The sequence below is a fragment of the uncultured Tateyamaria sp. genome, assembly GCF_947503385.1.
In the GTDB taxonomy this organism is placed as follows: Bacteria; Pseudomonadota; Alphaproteobacteria; order Rhodobacterales; family Rhodobacteraceae; genus Tateyamaria.
In genome coordinates, this window is the sequence record NZ_CANNDO010000007.1 from 126932 (window position 1) to 151031 (window position 24100).

Here is a 24100-nt window from a genome sequence, read left to right on the forward strand (position 1 = left end):
GGCATAGGCGCAACATGTGTTAAGCTCTTTGCATTTAGACATAGGGATTTTGACCGATGAAAGACATTGGCGTTCTGGTCATTCATGGCATGGGCAGTCAGGGGCGCGTTGCGCCGCCCCGCACGGACACGTTGTCCTATTCAAAGGACATGCATGGGCGGGTGGGCGCCTTTCTCGGTGCCACGATGGACCGCATTGCATGGCGCGAGGTGTTTTGGGCGGATGTGCTGCAATCGCGGCAGGAGGCGTATCTGAAAGCGATCAAGCGGCGCACGGATTTTGACGCCCTGCGCGGATTTGTGATGTGCAACTTGTCGGATGCGGCGTCCTACCGGCCCACATCGGACCAGAACGACAAGACCTACGAACTGATCCATCAACGTGTTGACCAGACGCTTGCCGACCTCGCTGATGATGTCGGCCCCGATGCGCCTATCCTGATCGTTGCGCATTCGCTGGGCGGGCACATCATGTCGAATTTTATCTACGATCAACAGGCGCATCACCGGCGCATGGGGCAGGGCCGGTTTGCGGCAGCGGTGCAGAACACGCAAACGGTTGCGGGCCTGATCACCTTTGGCTGCAACATTCCTGTCTTTGTCTTTGCCTATCCGGCCAAAGACGTGATGCCCATCGCCTTTCCCGGCACGGCACTGGCGCCTGCGCTGCGGTTCAAGACGTGGTGGTACAACCTTTATGATCGCGATGATGTGCTGGGCTTCCCGCTCAAGAATATCGGACCGAAATACGAGGCGCTGCACGATGCCAAAGGCCTGCGGGACGTGCCCGTCAACGCGGGCGGGTTCCTGACCTCGTGGAATCCGGCCTCGCACAATGCCTATTGGAAGGACGAGGACGTTTACAAACCTGTGGGCCGGTTCATCCAGAACTTGGGGCACGGCGTGGATGCAACCGGGTAAGGCGCCACGCTGTGACGTCTCTGCGACGGGCCGCCCGGTGCGCTAGCGCTTGATCGACCAGATCATCGCGGTCTCAAAGCCTGCCGCTGTCAGGACGTCGATCTTTGACTGCCACCCCGCCGGGCACACCACAAAGGCCGCGCGCACATCGCGCGCAGCAAAGGCCCCTTCGGCAGCACGCAGAAGCGTGGTCGCACCATGGCCCACGTTCGCAAGACGCGTGGGGTCAGCCATGTCCGGATGGTAGTAATCGTCAATGACCCCAACTTTGCCAATGTCATGCGCGGGCGGAAAATGAAGCCGTGACGCGGGCTGTGCGATCACATAGCCGTCAAGCCTGTCAGCAGGGCCCGAAACAAACATGTCACGGTCGCGCAGCGTCAGGCTTCGGGTCATCCAACGGCTGAACCGTGCATCCGCGTCCGGATGGATGTCCCAGAACGTATCAATATCGAACAGGACCTGTCTGTTTTCCGCACTTCGGCGAACGATGCCCGGCACATCCTCCGCCGCCGCCAATCGGATGGCGGGGGGTGTCGCAGTCGCACTCAGGTCTGTTCGGGACAGATAAAGCGTCAGCGGGTCATAACCGCGTCGCTGAAACGCGTGCCGCCAGTCCGCGCCCGTCACATAGGACGACAGGGTGATCTGCGCACCGGCGTCCCGCAACGCATCCTCGGCTGCGGCCAGCAGCGCGTCCACGGTGCCGTCCGGCGCGTCCGGGACGACGACGCTGTCTGGCAGGATCAGCCCCGGGTCGCCAAACTGGCCTGCATAGATTGGCGGAACCGGCAGCAGCATCGAATGGATGACACCGGTTACCCGGCCCGCATCCTCCGCCACCTGCCAGAATTGGCGAAAGGGCTGCGCGTCGGCGGTCAGTGCAAAGGTCAACGCCTGTTTGATCTGCTCTGGCGCGTCGTCGGCCATGGTCCACAGGATCCGGTCCACGGCAAAACGCTCTTGAGCGTCCACAAGCAACAGGTCGATCAGCCGCGGAATATCCTGTGGTGTTGCGGGGCGGATGGTTTGGGGCATTTTCGTCTTTCCGAATGCAGGTGTCGGGGTGGTCAACCCGACTATCGACCGGTTCTACAGGTTTGACAAAGCAGGAGATTGCAGCGAGCGTTCAGAAAAACTAACGGCTGGAGCGGGAGATATGAAGCATGTGAACCTCAATGCGCTCCGGGTGTTTGCGTTGGCCGCATCGCACGGCAATCTGCAACGCGCGGCGGATGCGCTGAACCTGTCGCGCGGGGCCGTCTCGCAACGGATCAAGCAGCTTGAAATCGACCTTGGCGTTGTGTTGCTGGTGCGAGGCGCACGGGGCGTGTCGCTGACACCCGAGGGCGAGCGCTGCCGCGCCGCCGTGGACGAAGCGCTGGCCATATTGGAGACCGCGTTTGTTGATATGACTGAGGGCAGCGACCGCATTGTCCTGCATCTTGGGTCGTCCACGGCCACCAAATGGTTGATGCCGCGCATGGATGCGTTTGCGGCGGCCTTTCCCAAGATCGCGCTGACCACCGAAGTCCATGTGCATGTGTTGCCGCGCAGTCTGGGGCGCAACGAAATCGCGCTGTGGCCGGGACGCGCGCCGGACACGAACCCGGCGCATCATTGCCGCCGGTTGACCGACATCCGGCTGGTCGCGGTGTGCAGCCCTGATCTGGACAGGCCGGAAGGGCCGATGGGCCTCGACGACCTGCTGGCCATGCCGTTGCTTCAGGATGCGCACCGCCGTTGGGAAACGCTCATGGACACCACGGGACACACCCATGCGACGGCGCTGCTCAACTTTGATCGGTCAGCGCTTGCGCTGGATGCCGCGATGGGCGGCCACGGTGTTGCGATTGCCCCGAGTTACATGATCGAACACGACCTGCGCGCCAACCGGCTGATCGCGCTCTGGACCCTTCCGGAGCCGTCCGGCGATCACCTGTTCATGTCGTGGTCGCGGGATCATCGCGGGCAGCGGGGCATCCATCGGATCGTGTCCTGGATCGAAGCGGAGTTCGCAGCGCAGCAGAAGTGACCGCGCTGAGCCGTGCGCGGGGGGGGGTGCGCCTTTGCGGGCCGGGTGGGGGTTACTCTGCGGCGGCGAAAAGGTCGTCCAGCGACCGTTCGGGTTGGCCCAGCAGACCAAGCGCCTCGGCCTCGGTCCGCTGTATCATTGGGACCACGGCATCCACATCGTCCCACGAACGCAGGAACAGCCCGGCCACCTCGCGGCTGACGGGGGAGGGCGCGATATAGACGACCAGCGATTGAATGCCTGCGTTGCTGAACCGTTCGGCCTTGCCTGCCTGCATTTCCATAAAGCGGACATAGTCCTTTTCGTAGCCGGTCAGCGCGGTCATATCGACCAGTTGCTTTTGCCCCGGTGCATAATGCGGGTCGGCCACATACGCAGCCGACGCCGACAGCGTGTCGTCGATGGTCGCGAACCCGCTGTACCGAACCACGACAAGGCCGCGTTCGGGAAGTATGCGAAAATTGAGAGGCAATGTTACTCCATGACGGGGATCGAAAATTCTCCGCCTTCCTTGATGCCCGAAGGCCAGCGGGCTGTCACGGTCTTCGTGCGCGTATAGAATTTAAACGCGTCCGGGCCATGCTGGTTCAGATCGCCGAACACCGACTTCTTCCAGCCGCCAAACGTATGGTAGGCCAGCGGCACGGGGATGGGCACGTTGATACCCACCATGCCGATGTTGATCCGGTTGGCAAAATCGCGGGCCGTATCGCCGTCGCGTGTGAAAATTGCGGTGCCGTTGCCGTATTCGTGGTCCATGGCGAGGCCAATCGCCTCTTCGTAGGTCTGGGCGCGTACGGTGGTCAGGACGGGGCCAAAGATTTCCTGCTGGTAGATGTCCATGTCCGGCGTTGCCCGGTCAAAGAGATGCGGCCCGACAAAGAACCCGTCCTCGTAGCCCTGCAATTTGAAGTTACGCCCGTCCACGACCAACTCCGCGCCTTGGTCGATGCCGGTCTGCACCAGCCGTTCGATATTGGCTTTGGCCGCCGCCGTCACGATAGGCCCGTAATCCACGTCATTGCCAGCGGTGTAGGGGCCGACTTTGAGCTTTTCGATGCGCGGCACCAGCTTTTCAATCAGCCGGTCGGCGGTCTCGTCGCCCACGGGGACGGCCACGGAAATGGCCATGCAGCGTTCGCCCGCAGCACCGTATCCAGCCCCGACCAGCGCGTCGGCGGCCTGATCCATGTCCGCATCCGGCATGATAATCATGTGGTTTTTTGCACCGCCGAAACATTGCACGCGTTTGCCGTTCGCGCAGCCGGTGCTGTAGATGTATTCCGCAATCGGCGTGGAGCCGACAAAGCCGATGCTCTGCACAACAGGATGGTGCAACAGCGCATCCACCGCCTCTTTGTCGCCGTTCACCACCTGAAGGATGCCCGGCGGCAAGCCTGCCTCTTCCATCAGTTCGTTCAGCATCAGGGGCACCGATGGGTCACGTTCGGACGGCTTGAGGATAAAGGCGTTGCCGCAGGCAATGGCGGGCGCAAACATCCACATCGGGATCATGGCGGGAAAGTTGAACGGCGTGATGCCCGCCGTCACACCCAAGGCCTGACGCATGGAATACATGTCGATGCCGGGGCCCGCGCTGTCGGTGAATTCACCTTTTAGCAGGTGCGGCGCGCCGATGCAGTATTCCACCACCTCAAGCCCACGTTGCACGTCGCCTTTGGCATCCGGCAACGTCTTGCCATGTTCACGGCTCAGCGCCTCGGCCAGTTTGTCCATATCTCGGTTGAGCAGGTCGACGAATTTCATCAGCACCCGCGCCCGCCGCTGCGGGTTCGTCGCAGCCCATGCCGGTTGCGCGGCTGCGGCCAACTCGACCGCCTTGTCGACCTCGGCGGTAGAGGCCAGCGGCACCTGTGCCTGCACCTCGCCCGTGGCGGGGTTCATCACATCAGCGAAACGCCCCGATGTGCCGTTGACATGGGCGCCGTTCAGGTAATGGGTCAGCTGTTGCATCGCGTCCTCTTGATATCCGTATGATGGTTTGCGCCAAGTATAGTCTTGCAAAAAACCGGGCAAAAGGGACAATTCGGCAAAATTGTTTTGCAAAAATGCAGGATGCGCGCCGTGGACCTCAATTGGGACGATATCCGCCTTTTTCTCTCGGTGGCGCGCGCGCAGACTTTGTCCAAGGCCGGGGCCGATCTGCGCCTTGATCCTGCAACAGTGGGGCGCCGGGTGGCCCGCCTTGAGGCGACCTTGGGGGCCGCATTGTTCGTGAAATCACCGCAAGGTTACGCTCTGACCGTCCGGGGGCAGGAGTTGCTGACGCGCGCCAGCACGGCCGAGGCGGCGATGCGCGCCGCAACCGAAGGGATATCGGCGGGGCAGGGTGATGATGATGACGCGGTGTCAGGGCAGGTGCGGATCGGTGCGCCCGATGGCTGTGCCAATCACCTGTTGCCGCAGGTCTGCGGACGTTTGGCCGCACAGTTCCCCAATCTCGACATTCAGATCGTGGCATTGCCGCGCGTGTTTAACCTATCCCGGCGCGAGGCGGACATGGCCATTGGCGTGAGCGCGCCGACAGCCGGTCAGCTTGCTGTGCAGCGCGTCACCGATTACCGCCTGCATTTCGCGGCCAGTGCCGACTATCTGGACAGCGCGCCACCGCTTGCCACGCTGGACGATCTGCAACGGCACCGCATCGTGGGTTACATCCCCGACATGATCTTTGACCGCGAACTGGACTATTTGGCGGATGCGGGGCTGGCGCGTGTGGCGCTGGCCTCGAACTCGGTGGCCGTACAACTCAATATGTTGCGGCAGGCGGGTGGCGTTGGGGTTGTGCACGATTTTTCACTGGCCGACGAACCGGGCCTGCAGCGCGTGCTCACGGACATGTTCTCACTGCGGCGCAGCTATTACCTTATCCGACACAGCACCGATCAAAGCCAGCCCATGCTGACCCGCTTTGCACAGATGCTGGTGCAGGAATTGCGCACCGAAGTGCAACGGCTTGAGGTGCGGGTGGAGCGTGCCGATATCGCAGGCAACCGCCCGCACAAAGCCGCCGGTCCTTCCACGGGGCTTGACAGGGCACCCCCCGCAAGCGGACGCTGAGATACCCAAGCCACGCCGAGGAGGGCGAGATCATGCAGGTACACCAGATCCTCAAATCCAAATCCGACGATGCGGTTGTCACGGTAAAACCCGGCTCCACAATCGCCGCAGCGGCCAAAATGCTGGCAGAACGCAGGATCGGGACTGTCGTTGTGTCCATGGACGGGCAAAAGGCGGATGGAATCCTGTCTGAACGGGACATCGTGCGCGAATTGGCCAAGCGCGGTGGCGCCATACTCAACGATCCGGTCGAAAAGTACATGACGGCCAAGCTGGTGACCTGTGGGCGCGACGACAAGGCCGATGCCGTGTTGCAGATGATGACCGAAGGCCGGTTCCGTCACATGCCAGTGCTTCAAGACGGGCAGCTTGTCGGGTTGATAACTTTGGGCGACGTGGTCAAAGCGCGCCTGACCGAACTGGCGATGGAAAAGGACGCGCTCGAAGGAATGATCATGGGGCACTAAAGCGCCTTGCACTCGCAAGGGGTTAATGCTGCACTGCGCCCAAGACAGAACGACGGAGCCGCCCCATGCGCATCGGCCTATACCCCGGTACTTTCGACCCGATCACGCTGGGGCATATCGACATTATCCGACGCGCAAGCCCCATGGTGGACCGTCTGGTCATCGGCGTGGCGATCAACCGCGACAAGGGTCCGCTGTTTTCGCTCGAGGAACGCGTCGCCATGATCGAGGCGGAATGCGCCAAATTGAGCGCACAGACCGGCACCGAAATCGTGGCACACCCGTTTGAAAACCTGCTTATTGATTGTGCCCGCGACGTGGGCGCACAGGTGATCATCCGCGGTCTGCGCGCGGTGGCCGACTTTGAGTATGAATTCCAGATGGTTGGCATGAACCGCCAGCTTGATGACAGCATCGAAACGGTGTTCCTGATGGCAGAGGCGGAACATCAGGCCATTGCATCGAAACTGGTCAAGGAAATTGCCCGCCTTGGGGGCGATGTCAGCAAATTCGTAACCCCGCTGGTGAACGACGCGCTGAAAGCGCAATTTAGCTGATCGGACGAACATCGTGGCGCAGGGATTGAGTGTCGGGCGGGCGTGGCGCACGCGATGTCTTTGCCCATCGGTACGCGACCGTCTGTCGCCAATCCGGTCTCTTCGGGTTGGACAGGGCACCGCTATCAGGACCATCGCCCATGCGCAGTGAAAGCCCGCACTGCACCGATGCGGTGGTACTGGGGGCCGGGCTTGCGGGATGTGTTGCCGCGCTGGAGCTTGCCCATAATGGCCAGCCCGTTACGCTGATCGACCGAACCCGACGTCCGATGATGGGCGCCAGCCGCCATAACGAAGGCAAGCTGCATTTCGGATACGTCTACGCCGCAGACAAGCGCTTGGAAACGCACGGTATTTTGGCGTGTGGCTCCCTGGGGTTCCTGGCAGAGCTGGAGCGGCTCACCGGGTTTCCGCGCGACCGCTTTGCTGTGTCTGACCTGTTTACCTACATCGTGCCTCGGGATTCCGCGCTGCGCTGCGATGACATCTGCACGTATTTCGACACAGTGGATGATACGCTCGCGCGGCTGGCGTCCGAAATGGCGCTGCCGTCCCTCGGACGGGTGCGTCAAACCACGCAAGCGTTTCGCGCCGCGCATTACGACGACAGCGTTCAAATGGCGCTGCACACGCCTGAAATCGCCGTGGATCCCGGTCAAGTCTCCGACGTGGTTGCAGCGGCTGTCTATGCGCACCCGCTGATCCATTTTCTGGGACAGCATTCGGTGCAGGAGGTGGCAGAGACGTCCCCCGGACGCTACCGTATCACGCTGGACGCAGGCGAGGACCGGGTCCATGTTGCGGCGCGGGGTGTGATCAACGCGCTGTGGGAGGACCGGTTGCATATGGACGCGATGGTGGGGTTGCCGCCACAGGGCGTCTGGTCCCAGCGGTGGAAGGCGACCGTGATGATCGAACCGCCGTCGGGCGCTGTGCAATTGCCCAGCACGACCGCGCTTGTCGGGCCATATGGCGATTTCGTGCAGTACGGGAACACGCGAATCTACGTGTCGTGGTATCCGGTGTGCAGACTGTCCATGTCCACGACAGGCACACCCGAAGAGGCCCGTGCGCTGGTGCGCGCATCCGATCACGCCCAAATCCGCGCAAACGCCCTTGAGGGGTTGTCGCACCTGATCCCCGGGGTGCGGGACCTCGCGCAATACGCAGACAACACGATCATCGGCGGTGGCTTTATCATGGCGGCGGGGGACCGCGACATCGACGACCGCCAAAGCGGTCTGCACGCACGTCACGACATTGGTGTAGAACGTCACGGCAGCTGGGTTTCGCTGTCGACCGGTAAATTCTGCACCGCACCCATGTTCGGTGTCAAGGCGGCGCGCGCGCTGCAAGAGGTGTTGGGATGAACCTGCATGACGTGACATGCCTGATCCCGCTTTATCGTTCTGTGCCGCAACTGCCGCGGGTCTTTGAAAACATCGACGACCATATCGCGTTGGGCGGCAAGGTGCTGTGCTCTGACGAGCACGGGCTGGATGATGCGCCACAGCAAATCCTCGACCGCTATGCGGGGCATCAGAACGTGCGCGTGCTGATGTCTGATCAGGGCGGCAATTGGGTAAGCAATTGCAACCGTCTGATTTCCACATGCGACACGCCGTTTTTTCGGATCACGCCCCATGATGACACCTTTCCGGCTGAGGGCACCGCGAGACTGGTCGAATCGCTGCGCCGCGATCCCGATGTCGTGCTGGCGCATGGGCGGGTGCTGGCCGAGACGGATGGCGGTACACGATTGCCCGAACGTGACGAACCGACGATCTGGCCCGAAACGGTGAACGATCCGATGCGCTTTTCTGCCGAATTGTTTTGGAAAGGGCACTACAACGGCGCGTTCAAGGCTGTGATGCGGCGCGCGGTGGACGGCGGTGCGCCGCTGCTGATCCGGCCCACCGTCTCCTTGCGCCATTCCGAACGGGCTTGGATTTTTGCCTATTCGCTGCTTGGCCGATTTGCCTTTGACCCCGAGGCCTACATTCGCAAGCGCTATTGGCCGGGCAGCCTCACGGACGGGTGGCAACGGGAGCCGCAAGATATGATCGAAACCGCAGACATTATGGCCAGCTATGCGGATGATTTTGTGGCGGATCCTGCGGTTTTGGCCGCGCTGCGGTTCAACCTCTATCTCAACGCGGTGCGGCGCGCGGGTCGGGCCGAAGGGTACTATACCCGGCATCCGGGCTACGACGACGCGCAACTGCCCTGACGATGTAGACCGGACAGGCCGCACGGCGGCGACCCGTCTGGGGACAGTGTTGGCTGTTGCCTCAAGTGCGGGTTAAACCGTTCAGGGGCAAAGCGGCCTTTTTTCGGTGCAAACCGCGTGTCAGAGGTACTTGCCCATCTCGACAGCTGTGTCGCCCATCCGGTTGGAAAAGCCCCATTCATTGTCGTACCAGCTCAGGATACGCAGCATGTTGCCGTCCATCACTTTGGTCTGGTCGGTGGCAAAGATCGACGAATGCGGGTCGTGGTTGAAATCCATGCTGACCAGCTTGGCATCCGTCACGCCCAACACACCCTGAAGCGGCCCAGAGGCGGCAGCGGCGCGCATTGCGTCATTCACCTCGTCGGCGGTCACGTCGCGCGATGTCTCGACCGTGAGGTCCACGCAGGACACATTTGGCGTTGGCACCCGGATGGCGACGCCGTCCAGCTTGCCGTTGAGTTCCGGCATCACCAGACCCACGGCCTTGGCCGCGCCGGTTGAGGTGGGGATCATGCTCATCGCTGCGGCGCGGGCGCGGTAGAGATCCTTGTGCATCGTGTCGAGCGTCGGCTGGTCGCCGGTATAGCTGTGCACAGTGGTCATGAAACCGCGATTGATGCCAAAGCTGTCGTGCAGCACCTTGGCCACCGGCGTCAGGCAGTTCGTCGTGCAAGATGCGTTTGACACAATCAGGTCATCGCCGGTCAGCGCGTCATGGTTCACACCATACACGATGGTCTTGTCCGCGTCCTTGCCGGGGGCCGAGATCAGCACGCGGCTGGAGCCATTTTCAAGGTGCGCCTGACAGGCGTCCTTGGAGGTGAAGATGCCGGTGCATTCCATCACGACGTCCACATCCGCCCACGGCAGGTCGGCGGGGTTCCGCTCGGCCGTGACCTTGATCGGGCCAAAGCCCACGTCGATGCTGTCCGCGCCCGTTGTAACGTTCACGGGGAACCGGCCATGTACGCTGTCATATTGCAAAAGGTGGGCGTTGGTCTCGACGGGCCCCAGATCGTTGATGGCGATCACCTCGATATCGGTGCGCCCGCTTTCCACGATTGACCGCAGGACATTCCGGCCGATGCGGCCAAACCCGTTGATTGCGACTTTGATGTCCATGATATCCCCCATGTGTGGCAAAGGATGCGCGGGACCAGAAGGCCCGTCACGCCGTTACCGCTAACAAAGGCATGTGCGCAGATTTGTCAACCGGGCCGTTGCAGAAGGCAGGGGGGGGCGGTCAGCGCCAGAAGGCCAGCCACTCGATCAGTTCATAGAGTTTTTTGCCCAGAAACACCAAGGAGTCACCGCCATTTGCAATGGCGTCAAAGGCGATTGCTCCGACCAGCAACGTGCCGAGGATGATGGACAAGGAATTGGTCATGGGGCCACTGCTGGAAACATGCTGCGCCGTTGTGACAGCCCACGGATGGTCTTGCAAGGCAGACGAATTTTTAGCGGAGGCGGCCCATCGCCACGGCGACATCCGCCATGCGCACCGAGAACGCCCATTCGTTGTCGTACCATGCCAGCACGCGCACCATGCGCCCGCCCACAACCTTGGTCTGATCGGGGGCAAAGATCGAAGAGTGTTCGGTGTGGTTGAAATCGACCGACACTTTTTGCTCGTCGTCATAGGCGAGGACCCGGCCCATCGGGCCGCGGGCGGCCTCTGCCATGGCGGCGTTGACCTCTTTGACTGTCACGTCGCGCCCGGCCTCAAAGGTCAGGTCCACCGCCGAGACGTTGGGCGTGGGCACCCGCATGGCGGTGCCATCGAGCTTGCCCGCCAGTTGCGGCAGCACTTCGCCCAGGGCCTTGGCCGCACCGGTCGAGGTGGGGATCATCGCCATGGCGGCTGCGCGCGCGCGGTATAGGTCATCATGGCGGCGGTCCAGCGTTGGCTGGTCGCCGGTATAGCTGTGGATCGTTGTCATCACGCCGCGCTCGATGCCAAACGCGTCGTCCAGCGCCTTGGCCAGCGGAGCGAGGCAATTGGTGGTGCAGGAGCCGTTCGAGATCATGCGGTCATTGGCGGCCAGCAGATCGTCGTTGACGCCAAACACGATGGTCTTGTCGACATTCTTGCCCGGTGCGGACAGCAGCACCTTGCCCGCGCCACGGTCCAGATGCGCCTTGGCTTTTTCGCCATCATTGAATTTGCCGGTGCATTCGAGCACCACATCGCAATCCGTCCAGTCCAGCGCGTTGAGATCATAGGTGGACATCATCCGCATCGGACCGCGGCCAATATCCATCGTGTCGTTGGAAATGCGGACCTCATTCGGGAACCGGCCATGCACGCTGTCGTATTTCAGCAAATGCGCCGTGGTTTCCAGCGGGCCGGTCGCGTTGACCGCGACAACCTGTATGTCATTGCGCAGAGAGGTCGCGATGTGGTTGAGCGTGCAGCGGCCAATGCGGCCAAATCCGTTGATACCTACTTTGATCGTCATAACAATTCCTCTGCGCAGCGCCCATCCGTCTTGCGCCTCTGTACCCGCTGCGACGCAGCACGCCTAGCCGGAAAAAAGCAATAAAACAGTATGTTAGCGATAAAAGTGTACAATTGAATGCCGTTCGCGCTAACGGTTTGCCACTGGTCAGCGACATGTTATGCGCTAACGTATCGGGATACGGCGCACGGAGGACGCGATGAGCGGATTGCTAGCCCTTTTGGATGATGTGGCGGGAATCGCCAAGGTGGCCGCCGCGTCGGTCGACGATGTGATCGGGCAGGCGGCCAAGGCGGGGGCCAAGGCCGCAGGTGCCGTGATCGATGACGCAGCGGTGACGCCAAAATATGTGCACGGGTTTTCCGCTGACCGCGAATTGCCAATCATCTGGCGCATCGCCAAGGGGTCATTCCGCAACAAGCTGCTGTTTCTGCTGCCCATCGGACTGGCGCTTTCGAATTTTGCCCCGTGGATGATACCGCCGCTTCTGATGCTGGGGGGCGCTTATCTGTGCTTTGAGGGGGCGGAGAAGGTGGCGCATGTGATGGGCTTTGGCGGTCACGGGCATGACGACTATCCGGGCAAGGAGCTAGAAGTGCAGGACCCTGCGCATCTGGAAGAGCAAAAGGCCCAAGGTGCGATCAAGACGGATTTTATCCTGTCGGCAGAGATTATGACAATTGCGTTGGCCGCGATCCCGGAGAGCAATTTTTGGTTCGAAGCGGCCACTCTGGCTGCGGTGGCGGTGATGATTACGGTGGCGGTCTACGGTGCTGTGGCCATCATCGTGAAGGCGGATGATGTGGGCCTTGCCATGGCCGCACGCGGGCGGCTGGGCCTGACGCGGGCATTGGGGCGGGGCATCGTCAAGGTGATGCCGCATTTTATGACGGTGCTAACGGTTGTGGGCACGGCAGCGATGTTGTGGGTCGGCGGGTCCATCATCGTACACGCGCTGGCGGAAATGGGCTGGCACGGGCCCGAAGACATCATCTATGGCGCGGGCAAGGCCGTGGGTACTGCGCTGAACTCCGGCTTTGCCGAATGGCTGACCAAGGCGGGGCTCGACGGCATTCTGGGCCTTGGATTGGGCTTTTTGTTGATCCCGTTGGGCGAGCGGGTGATCACGCCGGTCTGGCGCAGTGCCGCGGGTGTCTTGAAGTAAGCAATGCGGTCCGGTGGACGACGCGCGTTGGGGGCTGCGCCCCAACGACGCCCCGCCCACCGTCCCTTTTGCGTCGCTCTACCCGTTTTAGCTGTGCGTGGCGGCATGTGCTGCTAAGTTGCGACGGGACAAGCGGGAGGGGGACATGGCCGTCATCCATGCAGCGCCGTCGATGCGCCATTACCAGCGGTCCGCCACAGGTGGCGGCTGGGCCTATGATTTGCAAACCGCAGTCAACAAGGCGCGCCCGGGCGATACGGTTTTGCTGTTGCCGGGCCGCTATCACCTGCCGGTGACCATCGCCCTGTCCGGGCGGGACGGCGCGCCCATCACGTTGCGCGCCGAAGCGCCGGGCAGTGCGATCCTTGAAGGCGGTGCGCGCGCCGATGCGGGGCGGCAGGGCGAATTGACCCCGCTCGACAATGACTTTGCCATGATCCGCATCTTTTTCGCCGATCACATCGTGCTGGAGGGTTTGGCGTTTGAGAATTGCTGGCCCACGGCGATCTACATGCGCGCGGCCCGTCACATTACCGTGCGCAGGTGTACCGGCGTCAAGAGCCGGTTCTTTGCCTATGCACGACAGCAGGCTCCGGATCATCTGACCCACCACCTGACCTTTGAGGGTTGCACATGGGTGCAGGACGCAGATCATCTGATGTGGACGGGGCAGTTTGACTGGGACGAGATCAAAGGCAATCATCAAAAGACCGGCCCGGTAAAGGGGCGTGTAGCATTCGATGCCAGCTATTTCAACGGGGCCTTCTTTGGCTGCTTTGACATCGCGGGCAAGGTGATCATCCGCGACTGTCATATCAGCCACGCATTCAACGCCATCCGCATGGATATGCGGCGCGGCGGCATTGGGGATGGCCCCAATATGGACCGCAATCGCGACGTCGCGATCTATGACAACACATTTTCTTTCATCCGCGACAATGCGATCGAGCCGGAAAAGGGGGCGCAGAATTGGCGCGTGTTCAACAACCGGTTCTACGCGGTACATGCGACCATTTCCCTCGACCGGGTGGCCTCGCGGGACGTGTTTATCATCGGCAATACGATCCTCAACGATCACCGTCCCGGCTTTCTCAATGGGGCGGCAGAAGCGCAGGCCGGGCAGGGCGGTCGGATCTTCAAATTCGTGCGCAAAAGCGATGCCGCGCCATCGCCGCGCCAAGGGCTGTGGTCGCTGTACAATTCGGTCCAGACCCGCACGAGCTATGCCAAGGCATCCATTACCGCGCAGTGGGATGACGGATACACAATGCTGGGCCTCTTTGCAGCGGACCACCCCGAACAGCCCGGGCCACCGCGCGCAGCTTTCCCGAAATTCAACTGGACCGAAGGCGTGCGGGTGTTTGGCATGGTGACGGATGATCCGACCTTTGACACCTATCCGGCGGGCAATGTGTCGGGCCATGGTGTTGATCAGGTCTTTGCCGTGCCGGTATTTGCGCAAGGCGCGCGCGATCTGAGCAAGCCATTGGGCGGGTGGGATGGTGCGCTGGTCCCTGTGAGCGCGGTCCCTTTGTCAGACCCGGTATCGCTGTCAATCGACGCTGATAAGCACGACCTGCCCGGCGGGCTGAAGCCCGGCGCGCAGGATGTCGCGGCGTTGGGATTGGGGCATTGGCGGGGGGACTGGCCTGACCCGGACGCCCCCGCCGGGGTCTAGCCCGCTTTTTCCTCGATCTCTGCGGCCACCGCCTCGGCACGTGCGGCCAATTCGGCCAGCGTTTCGGTCACGCTGTCTGGGACAACCGGCACCTCGATCCGCTCCGGTTCGGGCGCACCCATGTTGCGCAGCCCTTCGAGTTCGGCATCCCGTTCGGCCAATGTGGATTCAACGGCACGCACGCGGTCTTCGACGCTGGCCGTCTTGTCCGCCAGCATCAGACCGGCCATCAGCAACATACGCGCCTCGGGCAGACGACCGACCTGATCGGCCAGCACTTGCGCTTCGTCGTCCAGCATTTTGGCGGCAGTGTGCAGGTAATGCTCTTCACCGTCCTGACACGCCACGGCAAACTGCCGCCCGCCGATTGTGATTGTGACCTCAGGCATGGGTGTCATCCTCCGGCTGTGCGGGATCAAGAAGCGGGGTCAGCGCGCCGATGATGCTCGACGCTTCGGCGATGTCGGCGGCACGGGCGGCCCGCAGCGCCTCCAGTTCGGCCAGCATCGCCTTGTTGATCAGATGGGGCTCACCCACGCCGTCTTCGTTGGCCCGGCGCAATGCCTCGTTTGAACTGCGCAACTGGTCGCTGGCCTGCCGCATCCGCTGGAGTTCGAGATCAAGCGCGGCGGTGCGCGCCTCGGCCGCCTGCGCGGCCGCCTTTGCCTCGGCCAGCGCGCTTTCCTGCTGTTCGGACAGTTTGCGCACCCGTTCGGTCAGCTGCGCATTGGCCAGCTTTTCATCCTCAAGTGCCGTTTGCAGGGCTGCGGTGTCATCTGCGCCTGCACTTTCCAAAGTGCTGGCCGCGTTTGCGATGCGGTCCATCGCTGCTGCGAGGCGTCCTTGCAACGCATCGATATCGCTCATGGTTTTGCCTGTCCCCTCACGTTTCGGGCCTGCCGTTCGGCTGTGCCCGCGCCTTCCATTGTCACAGTGCCCGCGCTGTCCGAATCGGCGCGCGGCATATCCTGTCAAAGTCTATCCAATCGCTGAGGAAATTGCGCCCCCTTTACGATCAACCGTTTAAGCGACGGCGTTGAAGTGCTGCCTGCACTGCGCGGACCCCCGCCCATGAGCCAGACCCAACGCCGCCTTGATCTTTGGGCCTCGACTGATATGCAGCGCGCGATTGTCACGCTTTTGTCAAAGGATGCTTACCCCGTGGATCTGACCCCTCTGCGCACCGCCAATCCCGATCACTGGGCTAAGGCCGCTGCCATTCGCGCGCTGACGCTGGACGCTGTTGCCGCCGCCAATTCCGGGCATTCCGGTATGCCGATGGGCATGGCCGACGTGGCGACCGTGCTGTTTGAAAAGCACCTGAAATTCGACGCCTCCGCCCCCAACTGGCCCGACCGCGACCGGTTCATCCTGTCGGCGGGCCATGGCTCGATGCTGCTTTATGCGCTGCTGCACCTGACGGGTTATGCCGATATGACGCTGGAGCAGATCAAGAACTTTCGCCAATGGGGTGCGATCACCGCCGGTCACCCGGAATACGGCCACGCCGGCGGGATCGAGACAACAACAGGCCCGTTGGGGCAGGGCATCTCCAACGCCGTCGGTTTCGCCATGGCCGAGGAAATCCTGCGTGCCCGCTTCGGCAAGAAGGTGATGGACCACCACACCTATTGCATCGCAGGTGACGGCTGCCTGATGGAAGGGGTGAGCCAAGAGGCGATCACTCTGGCGGGCCGCCATCAACTGTCCAGGCTGATCGTGCTGTGGGACAACAACAACATCACCATCGACGGTCCTGTGACCCTGTCCGACACCACCGACCAACCTGCCCGGTTCAAGGCGGCAGGCTGGGCCGTGATCGAAATTGACGGCCACGACCCCGACGCTATTGATGCGGCCCTGACCAAGGCCAAGAAGCAATCCAAGCCCACCATGATTGCCTGCAAAACGCATATCGCTCTGGGCCACGCCGCACAGGACACCTCCAAAGGTCACGGCGCGCTGACAGATGCCGCGCAATTGCAGGCGGCCAAGGAGGCCTATGGCTGGAAATACGGCCCCTTCGAAGTGCCCTCGGACGTCAAAGGCCAGTGGGAGGCCATCGGGTCTCGCGGTGCCGGGACACGCGCCGACTGGGAGGCTCGCGTCGCAACTCTGTCCGGGGCCAAGCAAAAAGAACTGACCCGCGTCTTTGCCCGCGAGGTGCCCAAAAAGCTCGCCTCCACCGTGCGCGCGTTCAAAAAGCAGATGACGGACACCGCACCGAAACTGGCCACCCGCGCCGCCTCCGAAAAGGCGCTCGAGGTGCTCAATCCCGTGCTGCCCGAAACCGTGGGCGGCTCGGCGGACCTGACAGGGTCCAACAACACCAAAACGGGTGATCTGGGTGTGTTCGACACCAACAACCGCAGCGGGCGCTATGTCTATTGGGGCATTCGCGAACACGGCATGGCAGCGGCAATGAACGGCATGGCGCTGCATGGCGGCATCCGTCCCTATGGCGGCACGTTCATGTGTTTCACCGACTACGCGCGCCCCGCCATGCGGCTGGCCGCCCTGATGAAAATCCCCACGGTGTTCGTGATGACCCATGACAGCATCGGTCTGGGCGAGGACGGCCCGACCCACCAACCCGTGGAACATCTGGCCATCAGCCGCGCCACGCCCAACACGATGGTGTTCCGCCCGGCAGATGCCGTGGAAACCGCCGAGGCATGGGAACTGGCGTTTTCCTCCACCCAGACGCCGTCCGTGTTGTCGCTGACGCGTCAGGGGCTGCCAACGGTCCGGACCGAGCACAAGACCAAGAACCTGACCGCCCAGGGGGCTTATGTTTTGGCCGAAGCGACGGGCAAACGTCAGGTCATCCTCATCGCCACCGGGTCCGAAGTCTCCGTGGCGCTGGCCGCCCGTGAGGCGTTGCAGGCCCAAGGCATTGGCACGCGCGTGGTCTCGATGCCCTGCATGGAGCTTTTTGCCCAGCAGGACGAGGGCTACCGCCGCCGCATCCTGCCACCCGGACCCGTGCGGGTCGGCGTCGAAGCGGCAGTGCAGCAGGGCTGGGACCGTTGGCTGAACGGCGAGCGCGGCAAGGCAAACAAGGCCGGATTTGTCGGCATGAACGATTTCGGCGCATCGGCTCCGGCCAATGTCCTGTTCGAAAAATTCGGCATCACCGCCCAGGCGGTCGCCGAAACGGCCAAATCGCTGCTGTAACAGCAATTCGGGGCGGCCCACCGGTCCGCCCCGTCTCTGTCCCCGAAAAATCCCGGGGTGTTTGAGGGGCAGCGCCCCTCATCCCAAAACATGAATCGCGCCGCGCGTCAGCGCGTCCTTTGGATCATGCCCGATCAGCCGTTCGCTTCGCGGATCTTTTCAGCGGCATCCTTGTCATAGCCCACGCCGTTTTCTTCAAACAACGTGTCCAACTCGCCCGACAGGGTCATCTCAGTGATGATGTCGCAGCCGCCGACAAATTCGCCCTTCACATACAGTTGCGGGATTGTCGGCCAGTCCGAAAATTCCTTGATGCCCTGCCGGATGTCCTCATCCGCCAGCACATTCACATCGGCATAATCGACGCCCATGTAATTCAGCACCCCCGCCACGCGGCTGGAAAAGCCGCATTGCGGCATGGATTTCGTGCCTTTCATGTACAGAACCACATCGTTGCCTTGAATGGTCTCGGTGATCCGTGCGCTTGCGTCACTCATCTCGTGTTGCCTTTCTCTTTGAACACGCGGTGGTACCGCGTTGCATATGTTTCGTCTTCGGGCATCGGTTTGACATCTGTGCTGGCCGCTGCGGTCCAATGGCCGGGTGAGTCCGTGCGCACCTGATTGACACGTTCCAGCGCATCGTTGCGTCGGCTCACCTTGTCGATCAGGTCGAGATTTGTGGCTTCCATCCCAAGGGGCGCATCCGCCCGTTCGTGCCGCTCGGGCCGCCGGGCCGCCAGCGGGCGGCGCGGTGCGCGCCGGAACGGCGCGGATATGATATGCCACAGGCTCACATCAAGGCGCTTTCGTCGTCAGCGCCAGTGCGTGCAACTCACCATGGCTGCCATCCATCTTCCCCTTGAGCGCTTTTGTCACAGCCCGGTGCTGCTGCACCCGGTTCATACCCGCAAAGGACGCGTCAATCACTTCAGCCGCGTAATGGTTCCCGTCGCCGGCCAGATCGGTGATGGTGATCTGCGCATCCGGAAACGCGGCGCGGATCAACTCTTCGATCTCGTGGGCTTGCATGGGCATGAGGCGTCTCCAAATCCTGTTGCAGCAGATGTAGGACGCACGGCCAATGCGCGCAAGCACAAGCGGATGTGCACGTTGGTAGGGTTGCCTCGCCCCCGGCGTGCTGCGAACCTGTTGCCAAGCCAAGTTGGGAAACCCGATGAAAGAAACCGAAACCGCACCGGAACAGGCGCTGGCCTGGGCGCAGGCCGGGCAGGGCGCGGCCCTCGCCACTGTGATCGAAACATGGGGCAGCGCGCCGCGCCGCGCAGGCGCGCAGATGGTGGTGTCGGGTGCGGGTGAGATGATGGGATCGGTCTCGGGGGGCTGCGTTGAGGGCGCCGTGGTGGTCGAGGCGATAGAGGCGCTCGAGGACGGCGCGCCACGAGTGCTCGAATACGGTGTCAGCGACGGCGACGCCTTTGCCGTGGGATTGGCCTGTGGCGGCACCATCCGGGTGCTGGTGGAACCGGTGGGCAAGGCCATGCCGGTGGACATGCTTGGCGATCTGGTTGCGGCACGCGCAGCGCGGCAACCGGCGGCCTACGTTGTCGATCTGCAAAGCTGGGAGCGGCGGCTGGATCACGACGGCCACACCAAACGTTTTGCCACCGACCGCACCGGGGTCGAGGAGGATGGCCGCACATTTGTGGCGATCCACAACCCGCCCCTCCGTCTGGCCATCGTGGGGGGGGTCCACATTGCACAGGCGCTTGTCCCCATGGCGCGGATTGCAGGCTATGACCCGGTGATCATCGACCCGCGTGAGGCGTTCGGCTCTGCCGCCCGCTTTCCCGGCGAACGGCTGATCAACGACTGGCCGGATGAGGCTTTGGCAGAGGTGGGGCTCGACACGCGCACAGCGCTGGTGCTGCTGACCCATGATCCCAAGCTGGACGATCCTGCGCTGCATCTGGCGTTGCGGTCACAGGCGTTCTATATCGGCGCGCTCGGCTCGACCCGCACCCATGCCAAACGTGTGGCCCGTCTCGAAGAGGCCGGGTTCAGCGGCGCGGACATCGCGCGTATCCATGGCCCGATCGGCCTCGACATCGGGGCGGCCAGCCCGGCAGAGATCGCCGTGTCGATCCTTGGCCAGATGGTGCAGACGCTCAGGACACCCACATGATCTTTGGCCCCGTTCCGGTCGGGCAGGCCCAAGGGACCGTGCTGGCGCACGCCATGGTGGGCGCGCGCGGCAAGATCACCAAGGGCACCGTTCTGGATGCGGCGCAGGTCGCGGCATTGGCCGAGGCGGGCCATGACACGCTGATCGTTGCCCGGCTGGAGCCCGGTGACGTCAACGAGGACGCGGCTGCGGCCGCATTGGCGGCAACCCTCGTGCCTGACCCTGACGCCCAAAGGTTGCGCATCAGTGGGGCCGGTGCGGGGCGGGTGAACCTGTACGCCACGGGCCCCGGCATTGTGGCGCTGGACCGGGCCGCCATCACGGCGCTGAACGCCGTCGACCCAATGATCACATTGGCCACCGTGCCGCCATGGCACCGGGTGGATGCGGGCACGATGGTCGCGACGATCAAGATCATTTCCTATGCCGTACCGCAAGCCGCGCTGACCCGCGCGCAGTCCGCATCTCCGCGCGCGCTGTCGGTCCTGCCGCCGCGATATGCGACCGCCACGCTGATCGAGACGCGGGTGGGCCCCACCGCGCCGACCGGCAAGGGCCGCGCGGCGCTCACTGGACGGCTGGACCGGCTGGGCCTCGCACTGGGCCCGCGCATCATGGTGGCCCATGACACGAATGCCATTGCAGAGGCGTTGCGCGATGCGCCGGGGGAGGTTTTGTTTGTTCTGACCGCCTCTGCCACGTCGGACCCGCATGATGTGGCTCCGGCAGCCCTGCGGGCGGCGGGCGGGCACGTGGAGGCGTACGGAATGCCGGTCGATCCGGGCAACCTGCTGTTTCTGGGCCATCTGGGCGACAAGCCCGTGATCGGTCTGCCTGGCTGCGCCCGGTCCCCCGCGCTCAACGGTGCCGACTGGGTGATGGAACGGCTGATTTGCGGCCTCGCGCTGACCCGCGCGGACATCGCGGACATGGGCGTGGGCGGGCTGCTCAAGGAGATCCCGACGCGGCCCCGCCCCCGCGAAGGCTGAGCGGCGCTGCCATTGCAATATCCTGCGCCAAGCCGGGGTGCGGGATTTTTCAGGTTCTCAAGTCGCGCCCCCCATGCTTAACTCGTGCCAAACAAACACGTCATAGGGGAGGAAGACCATGACACAGGTCACAATGACCGTGAATGGCAAAGCCGCGTCCGGCACAGTCGAAGGACGCACCTTGCTGTCGGGGTTTCTGCGCGAAGAACTGGGCCTGACGGGCACCCATGTGGGCTGCGACACATCGCAATGCGGCGCCTGCGTCGTGCATGTGGATGGCGCGGCGGTCAAGGCCTGCACCATGCTCGCCGCCGAAGCCGATGGCGCAGAGGTCACCACGATCGAAGGGATGGCCAATGCCGACGGTTCGCTCAACGTGATCCAGCAGGCGTTTCAGGACCATCACGGCCTGCAATGCGGGTTCTGCACGCCCGGCATGGTGATGTCGGCGGCGGCGCTGCTCAAGGACAACCCGAAACCCAGCGAGCAGGAGGTGCGCGACTACCTCGAAGGCAATATCTGCCGTTGCACGGGCTACCATAATATCGTCAAGGCGATCCTGGCCGCGTCCGGTCAGGATGTGCCGGCGATGGCGGCGGAATAAGACAAACGTCCCGGGGGCGCTGCCCCCGGACCCCCGTGGTATTTTCAGTCAGAAGAAACAGCGGGGCAGTGCGCAATCGGCCCAACGGGTCGTCAGATTTCAGGGAGGAAGAACATGCCGAAAGACAGTGGCATCGGCGCCAGCACCAAGCGGCGCGAAGACATGCGGTTTTTGACCGGGGCCGGAAATTATACGGACGATATCAACCTTGCGGGTCAGGCCTATGTGCATTTTCTGCGCTCGGATGTGGCGCATGGGACGCTGAAGAACGTGGACACCTCTGCGGCGGCAGCGATGCCGGGTGTGGTGCGCATCTTTACCAGTTCTGATTTTGACGGGGTGGGCGGCATTCCCTGCGGCTGGCAAGTGACCAGCAAGGACGGCAACGTCATGCAGGAACCGACGCATCCGATCCTCGCCACCGGCAAGGTCCGCCATGTGGGCGAGATGATCGCCGCCGTGGTCGCGGACACGCCCGAACAGGCGCGCGATGCGGCCGAGGCCATCGTGCTCGACATCGACGAATTGCCCGCGATGGTGGACATGAAGGCGGCGCTGGCCGATGGGGCCACGAAGGTGCATGACGATCTCAACGATAACCTTTGCTATGACTGGGGGTTTGTCGAAGAGAACCGCGAGGCGGTCGACAAGGCCATGTCGGAGGCGGCGCATGTGACCAGCCTCGAACTGGTGAACAACCGGCTGGTGGCCAACCCGATGGAGCCGCGTGTGGCGGTGGGCGACTATGCCCGCCATTCGGACGAGTCGACGCTATATACCACCAGCCAGAACCCGCATGTGATCCGCCTGCTGATGGGTGCATTTGTGCTGGGCATTCCGGAACATAAGCTGCGGGTTGTGGCACCCGATGTGGGCGGTGGTTTTGGCACCAAGATCTTTCATTATGCCGAGGAGGCGTTTTGCACCTTTGCGGCCAAGGCATGTAACCGTCCGGTCAAATGGACGTCGTCGCGGTCGGAGGCGTTTATCTCGGACGCCCATGGGCGCGATCACGTGACCAAGATCGAACTGGCGCTGGATGCGGACAACAACTTTACCGCGCTCCGCTGCCTGACCCACGCAAACATGGGCGCGTATCTGTCGACCTTTGCACCGTCTGTGCCCACATGGCTGCACGGAACGCTGCTGGCGGGCAATTATCGCACGCCGCTGATCTACACCAACGTCAAGGCGGTGTTCACCAACACAGTGCCGGTTGACGCCTATCGCGGGGCCGGTCGCCCGGAGGCGACATTCCAGTTGGAGCGCGTCATCGACAAGGCCGCGCGCGAGTTGGGTGTGGACCCGGTGGACCTGCGGCGGCAGAACTTTATCCGGGAGTTCCCCTATGCCACGCCGGTGGCGGTGGAATACGATACCGGTGACTATGACGCGACCATGGACAAGATGCTGGAACTGGCCGACCGCGACGGGTTCGACGCGCGGCGCAAGGCGTCCGAGGCCAAGGGCAAGCTGCGCGGCTTTGGCGTGAACTGCTTTATTGAGGCCTGCGGTATCGCGCCGTCGAACCTTGTGGGGCAATTGGGCGCGCGTGCGGGGCTGTATGAAAGCGCCACTGTGCGGGTCAATGCCACGGGCGGTCTGGTTGTTATGACGGGATCGCATAGCCACGGGCAGGGACATGAGACGACGTTCCCGCAGGTCGTGGCCGAGATGATCGGTATCGATGCCGATCAGGTCGAGATCGTGCATGGCGACACCGCACGCACACCGATGGGCATGGGCACCTATGGCTCACGTTCGATCGCGGTGGGCGGCTCTGCCATGGTGCGGGCCACCGAGAAGATCATCAACAAGACCAAGAAGATCGCGGCCCACCTGCTGGAAGCGGCTGAAGCCGATATCGAGTTGAAAGACGGCGCGTTCAGCGTGGCAGGCACCGACAAGTCGGTGACATGGGGTGAGGTGACACTGGCGGCCTACGTGCCGCACAATTACCCGCTTGAGGACATCGAACCGGGGCTGGAGGAGACGGCATTCTACGACCCGTCGAACTTTACCTATCCGGCGGGGGCTTATGCCTGTGAGGTGGAAGTGGACCCCGATACCGGCACCGTGACCATCGAGCGGTTTGTGTCGGCAGATGATTTCGGCAACGTCATCAACCCGATGATCGTCGAAGGCCAGGTGCATGGCGGCATCGCGCAGGGGATCGGTCAGGCGCTGCTGGAGAATTGTTCCTATGATGAGAACGGCCAGCTTCTGTCGGCATCCTACATGGATTACACCATGCCGCGCGCCGATAATCTGCCGCATATGGAGCACTATACGGTGGATCATTCCTGCCAGACGCCCTGCACGCATAACCCGCTTGGGGTGAAGGGGTGTGGCGAGGCCGGGGCCATCGGCTCGCCCCCGACGGTGATCAACGCGATCATCGACGCGTTGCAGTCGGGTGGTCACAAGGTGGATCACATCGACATGCCCGCGACACCGGATCGCGTCTGGGCGGCCATGCAGTGAGTTGAGAGGACAGGACCGGGGGGCCGTCTGCCCCCCGGACCCCCCGAGGATTTTTTTGGGACAGAGACAGGGACGCCCTGAACCGGCCCGAAGGAAAGGACTAAGA

The 24100-nt window shown here is 62.6% G+C and carries 25 protein-coding genes; 14 read left to right on the plus strand and 11 right to left on the minus strand.

Annotation, left to right across the window (positions count from 1 at the left end; genetic code table 11):
• Positions 1 to 56: 56 nt before the first annotated feature.
• Entirely contained in the window at positions 57 to 920 is an 864-nt protein-coding gene (locus tag Q1A85_RS19015; RefSeq protein ID WP_299693302.1) for a hypothetical protein, read from the plus strand.
• A 42-nt stretch (positions 921 to 962) separates the two neighbouring features.
• Here Q1A85_RS19015 and Q1A85_RS19020 read toward each other — a convergent pair whose 3' ends face one another.
• Positions 963 to 1958 carry a hypothetical protein gene (locus Q1A85_RS19020; protein WP_299693305.1) on the minus strand — a complete coding sequence of 332 codons (996 nt, stop codon included), beginning with the start codon at positions 1956 to 1958 and terminating at the stop codon, positions 963 to 965.
• A gap of 121 nt (positions 1959 to 2079) precedes the next feature.
• Here Q1A85_RS19020 and Q1A85_RS19025 point away from each other — a divergent pair, with 121 nt between their 5' ends.
• The gene (locus tag Q1A85_RS19025; RefSeq protein ID WP_299693308.1) at positions 2080 to 2955 is read left to right on the plus strand and encodes a LysR substrate-binding domain-containing protein; all 876 of its coding nucleotides are present in this window, start codon (positions 2080 to 2082) and stop codon (positions 2953 to 2955) included.
• A 52-nt stretch (positions 2956 to 3007) separates the two neighbouring features.
• On the opposite strand, the gene Q1A85_RS19030 is transcribed toward Q1A85_RS19025, so the two are convergent.
• Positions 3008 to 3427, minus strand: a complete 420-nt coding sequence (locus Q1A85_RS19030; RefSeq protein WP_299693311.1) for a hypothetical protein — start codon at positions 3425 to 3427, stop codon at positions 3008 to 3010.
• A 2-nt stretch (positions 3428 to 3429) separates the two neighbouring features.
• Positions 3430 to 4929, minus strand: a complete 1500-nt coding sequence (locus Q1A85_RS19035) for a CoA-acylating methylmalonate-semialdehyde dehydrogenase (protein WP_299693314.1) — start codon at positions 4927 to 4929, stop codon at positions 3430 to 3432.
• Between the two features lie 111 nt (positions 4930 to 5040).
• Between Q1A85_RS19035 and Q1A85_RS19040 the strand changes: the two genes are divergently transcribed.
• From Q1A85_RS19040 to Q1A85_RS19060, 5 genes are all read left to right on the plus strand, one after another.
• Positions 5041 to 6036, plus strand: a complete 996-nt coding sequence (locus tag Q1A85_RS19040; protein ID WP_299693317.1) for a LysR family transcriptional regulator — start codon at positions 5041 to 5043, stop codon at positions 6034 to 6036.
• 32 nt (positions 6037 to 6068) lie between these two features.
• A complete protein-coding gene (locus Q1A85_RS19045; RefSeq protein ID WP_299693320.1) occupies positions 6069 to 6503 on the plus strand; it encodes a CBS domain-containing protein in 435 nt (144 codons plus the stop codon).
• A 65-nt stretch (positions 6504 to 6568) separates the two neighbouring features.
• Positions 6569 to 7060 carry a pantetheine-phosphate adenylyltransferase gene (coaD, locus tag Q1A85_RS19050; protein ID WP_299693323.1) on the plus strand — a complete coding sequence of 164 codons (492 nt, stop codon included), beginning with the start codon at positions 6569 to 6571 and terminating at the stop codon, positions 7058 to 7060.
• 140 nt (positions 7061 to 7200) lie between these two features.
• Complete coding sequence (locus Q1A85_RS19055) at positions 7201 to 8430, plus strand: FAD-dependent oxidoreductase (protein WP_299693326.1); 1230 nt, start codon at positions 7201 to 7203, stop codon at positions 8428 to 8430.
• Positions 8427 to 9290 carry a glycosyltransferase gene (locus Q1A85_RS19060; RefSeq protein ID WP_299693329.1) on the plus strand — a complete coding sequence of 288 codons (864 nt, stop codon included), beginning with the start codon at positions 8427 to 8429 and terminating at the stop codon, positions 9288 to 9290. Before Q1A85_RS19055 ends, Q1A85_RS19060 begins: the two co-directional genes overlap by 4 nt.
• A 120-nt stretch (positions 9291 to 9410) precedes the next feature.
• Here the strand turns inward: Q1A85_RS19060 and gap (Q1A85_RS19065) are convergent, their stop codons facing one another.
• From gap (Q1A85_RS19065) to gap (Q1A85_RS19075), 3 genes are all read right to left on the minus strand, one after another.
• Complete coding sequence (gene gap, locus Q1A85_RS19065) at positions 9411 to 10415, minus strand: type I glyceraldehyde-3-phosphate dehydrogenase (RefSeq protein ID WP_299693332.1); 1005 nt, start codon at positions 10413 to 10415, stop codon at positions 9411 to 9413.
• A 121-nt stretch (positions 10416 to 10536) separates the two neighbouring features.
• Positions 10537 to 10680, minus strand: coding sequence for a hypothetical protein (locus Q1A85_RS19070; RefSeq protein WP_299693335.1), 144 nt, complete (start codon positions 10678 to 10680; stop codon positions 10537 to 10539).
• Positions 10681 to 10750: 70 nt separating this feature from the next.
• Positions 10751 to 11752, minus strand: coding sequence for a type I glyceraldehyde-3-phosphate dehydrogenase (gap, locus tag Q1A85_RS19075; protein WP_299693338.1), 1002 nt, complete (start codon positions 11750 to 11752; stop codon positions 10751 to 10753).
• A gap of 199 nt (positions 11753 to 11951) precedes the next feature.
• Here gap (Q1A85_RS19075) and Q1A85_RS19080 point away from each other — a divergent pair, with 199 nt between their 5' ends.
• Entirely contained in the window at positions 11952 to 12917 is a 966-nt protein-coding gene (locus Q1A85_RS19080; protein ID WP_299693341.1) for a DUF808 domain-containing protein, read from the plus strand.
• A 145-nt stretch (positions 12918 to 13062) separates the two neighbouring features.
• On the plus strand, positions 13063 to 14595 hold the full coding sequence (locus Q1A85_RS19085; protein WP_299693344.1) for a right-handed parallel beta-helix repeat-containing protein: 1533 nt from the start codon (positions 13063 to 13065) through the stop codon (positions 14593 to 14595).
• On the opposite strand, the gene Q1A85_RS19090 is transcribed toward Q1A85_RS19085, so the two are convergent.
• Positions 14592 to 14984, minus strand: coding sequence for a cell division protein ZapA (locus Q1A85_RS19090; protein ID WP_299693347.1), 393 nt, complete (start codon positions 14982 to 14984; stop codon positions 14592 to 14594). The genes Q1A85_RS19085 and Q1A85_RS19090 overlap by 4 nt on opposite strands.
• A complete protein-coding gene (locus Q1A85_RS19095) occupies positions 14977 to 15462 on the minus strand; it encodes a hypothetical protein (protein ID WP_299693350.1) in 486 nt (161 codons plus the stop codon). Before Q1A85_RS19095 ends, Q1A85_RS19090 begins: the two co-directional genes overlap by 8 nt.
• 294 nt (positions 15463 to 15756) lie before the next feature.
• Here Q1A85_RS19095 and tkt point away from each other — a divergent pair, with 294 nt between their 5' ends.
• Positions 15757 to 17772, plus strand: coding sequence for a transketolase (tkt, locus tag Q1A85_RS19100; protein WP_299693488.1), 2016 nt, complete (start codon positions 15757 to 15759; stop codon positions 17770 to 17772).
• Positions 17773 to 17906: 134 nt separating this feature from the next.
• Here the strand turns inward: tkt and grxD are convergent, their stop codons facing one another.
• The 3 genes from grxD to Q1A85_RS19115 are packed head-to-tail and all read right to left on the minus strand — an operon-like array spanning position 17907 to position 18809.
• A complete protein-coding gene (grxD, locus tag Q1A85_RS19105; protein ID WP_299693352.1) occupies positions 17907 to 18269 on the minus strand; it encodes a Grx4 family monothiol glutaredoxin in 363 nt (120 codons plus the stop codon).
• On the minus strand, positions 18266 to 18568 hold the full coding sequence (locus Q1A85_RS19110) for a hypothetical protein (RefSeq protein ID WP_299693355.1): 303 nt from the start codon (positions 18566 to 18568) through the stop codon (positions 18266 to 18268). The genes grxD and Q1A85_RS19110 overlap by 4 nt, the downstream gene beginning before the upstream one ends.
• A 1-nt stretch (position 18569) precedes the next feature.
• Entirely contained in the window at positions 18570 to 18809 is a 240-nt protein-coding gene (locus Q1A85_RS19115) for a BolA/IbaG family iron-sulfur metabolism protein (protein ID WP_299693358.1), read from the minus strand.
• Positions 18810 to 18948: 139 nt separating this feature from the next.
• On the opposite strand from Q1A85_RS19115, the gene Q1A85_RS19120 reads away from it, so the two are divergent.
• From Q1A85_RS19120 to Q1A85_RS19135, 4 genes are all read left to right on the plus strand, one after another.
• Positions 18949 to 19917 carry an XdhC/CoxI family protein gene (locus Q1A85_RS19120; RefSeq protein ID WP_299693361.1) on the plus strand — a complete coding sequence of 323 codons (969 nt, stop codon included), beginning with the start codon at positions 18949 to 18951 and terminating at the stop codon, positions 19915 to 19917.
• Positions 19914 to 20906 (plus strand): molybdopterin-binding protein, encoded by a 993-nt coding sequence (locus tag Q1A85_RS19125; RefSeq protein WP_299693363.1) that lies wholly within the window; start codon positions 19914 to 19916, stop codon positions 20904 to 20906. The genes Q1A85_RS19120 and Q1A85_RS19125 overlap by 4 nt, the downstream gene beginning before the upstream one ends.
• A 118-nt stretch (positions 20907 to 21024) precedes the next feature.
• The gene (locus Q1A85_RS19130; protein ID WP_299693365.1) at positions 21025 to 21510 is read left to right on the plus strand and encodes a (2Fe-2S)-binding protein; all 486 of its coding nucleotides are present in this window, start codon (positions 21025 to 21027) and stop codon (positions 21508 to 21510) included.
• 114 nt (positions 21511 to 21624) lie between these two features.
• Positions 21625 to 23994, plus strand: a complete 2370-nt coding sequence (locus Q1A85_RS19135; protein ID WP_299693367.1) for a xanthine dehydrogenase family protein molybdopterin-binding subunit — start codon at positions 21625 to 21627, stop codon at positions 23992 to 23994.
• Positions 23995 to 24100 lie beyond the last annotated feature (106 nt).

Excerpts from the sequence above, each read along its gene's own strand:
- Q1A85_RS19090 (WP_299693347.1), bottom strand. The coding sequence starts at position 14,984 with ATGCCTGAGGTCACAATCACAATCGGCGGGCGGCAGTTTGCCGTGGCG.
- Q1A85_RS19085 (WP_299693344.1), top strand. The coding sequence starts at position 13,063 with ATGGCCGTCATCCATGCAGCGCCGTCGATGCGCCATTACCAGCGGTCC.
- Q1A85_RS19035 (WP_299693314.1), bottom strand. The coding sequence starts at position 4,929 with ATGCAACAGCTGACCCATTACCTGAACGGCGCCCATGTCAACGGCACA.
- grxD (WP_299693352.1), bottom strand. The coding sequence starts at position 18,269 with ATGAGTGACGCAAGCGCACGGATCACCGAGACCATTCAAGGCAACGAT.
- Q1A85_RS19115 (WP_299693358.1), bottom strand. The coding sequence starts at position 18,809 with ATGCCCATGCAAGCCCACGAGATCGAAGAGTTGATCCGCGCCGCGTTT.
- gap (WP_299693332.1), bottom strand. The coding sequence starts at position 10,415 with ATGGACATCAAAGTCGCAATCAACGGGTTTGGCCGCATCGGCCGGAAT.
- Q1A85_RS19070 (WP_299693335.1), bottom strand. The coding sequence starts at position 10,680 with ATGACCAATTCCTTGTCCATCATCCTCGGCACGTTGCTGGTCGGAGCA.
- Q1A85_RS19045 (WP_299693320.1), top strand. The coding sequence starts at position 6,069 with ATGCAGGTACACCAGATCCTCAAATCCAAATCCGACGATGCGGTTGTC.
- Q1A85_RS19025 (WP_299693308.1), top strand. The coding sequence starts at position 2,080 with ATGAAGCATGTGAACCTCAATGCGCTCCGGGTGTTTGCGTTGGCCGCA.
- Q1A85_RS19080 (WP_299693341.1), top strand. The coding sequence starts at position 11,952 with ATGAGCGGATTGCTAGCCCTTTTGGATGATGTGGCGGGAATCGCCAAG.
- Q1A85_RS19120 (WP_299693361.1), top strand. The coding sequence starts at position 18,949 with ATGAAAGAAACCGAAACCGCACCGGAACAGGCGCTGGCCTGGGCGCAG.
- Q1A85_RS19095 (WP_299693350.1), bottom strand. The coding sequence starts at position 15,462 with ATGAGCGATATCGATGCGTTGCAAGGACGCCTCGCAGCAGCGATGGAC.
- Q1A85_RS19130 (WP_299693365.1), top strand. The coding sequence starts at position 21,025 with ATGACACAGGTCACAATGACCGTGAATGGCAAAGCCGCGTCCGGCACA.
- gap (WP_299693338.1), bottom strand. The coding sequence starts at position 11,752 with ATGACGATCAAAGTAGGTATCAACGGATTTGGCCGCATTGGCCGCTGC.
- Q1A85_RS19020 (WP_299693305.1), bottom strand. The coding sequence starts at position 1,958 with ATGCCCCAAACCATCCGCCCCGCAACACCACAGGATATTCCGCGGCTG.
- Q1A85_RS19060 (WP_299693329.1), top strand. The coding sequence starts at position 8,427 with ATGAACCTGCATGACGTGACATGCCTGATCCCGCTTTATCGTTCTGTG.
- Q1A85_RS19135 (WP_299693367.1), top strand. The coding sequence starts at position 21,625 with ATGCCGAAAGACAGTGGCATCGGCGCCAGCACCAAGCGGCGCGAAGAC.
- Q1A85_RS19015 (WP_299693302.1), top strand. The coding sequence starts at position 57 with ATGAAAGACATTGGCGTTCTGGTCATTCATGGCATGGGCAGTCAGGGG.
- Q1A85_RS19125 (WP_299693363.1), top strand. The coding sequence starts at position 19,914 with ATGATCTTTGGCCCCGTTCCGGTCGGGCAGGCCCAAGGGACCGTGCTG.
- coaD (WP_299693323.1), top strand. The coding sequence starts at position 6,569 with ATGCGCATCGGCCTATACCCCGGTACTTTCGACCCGATCACGCTGGGG.
- Q1A85_RS19055 (WP_299693326.1), top strand. The coding sequence starts at position 7,201 with ATGCGCAGTGAAAGCCCGCACTGCACCGATGCGGTGGTACTGGGGGCC.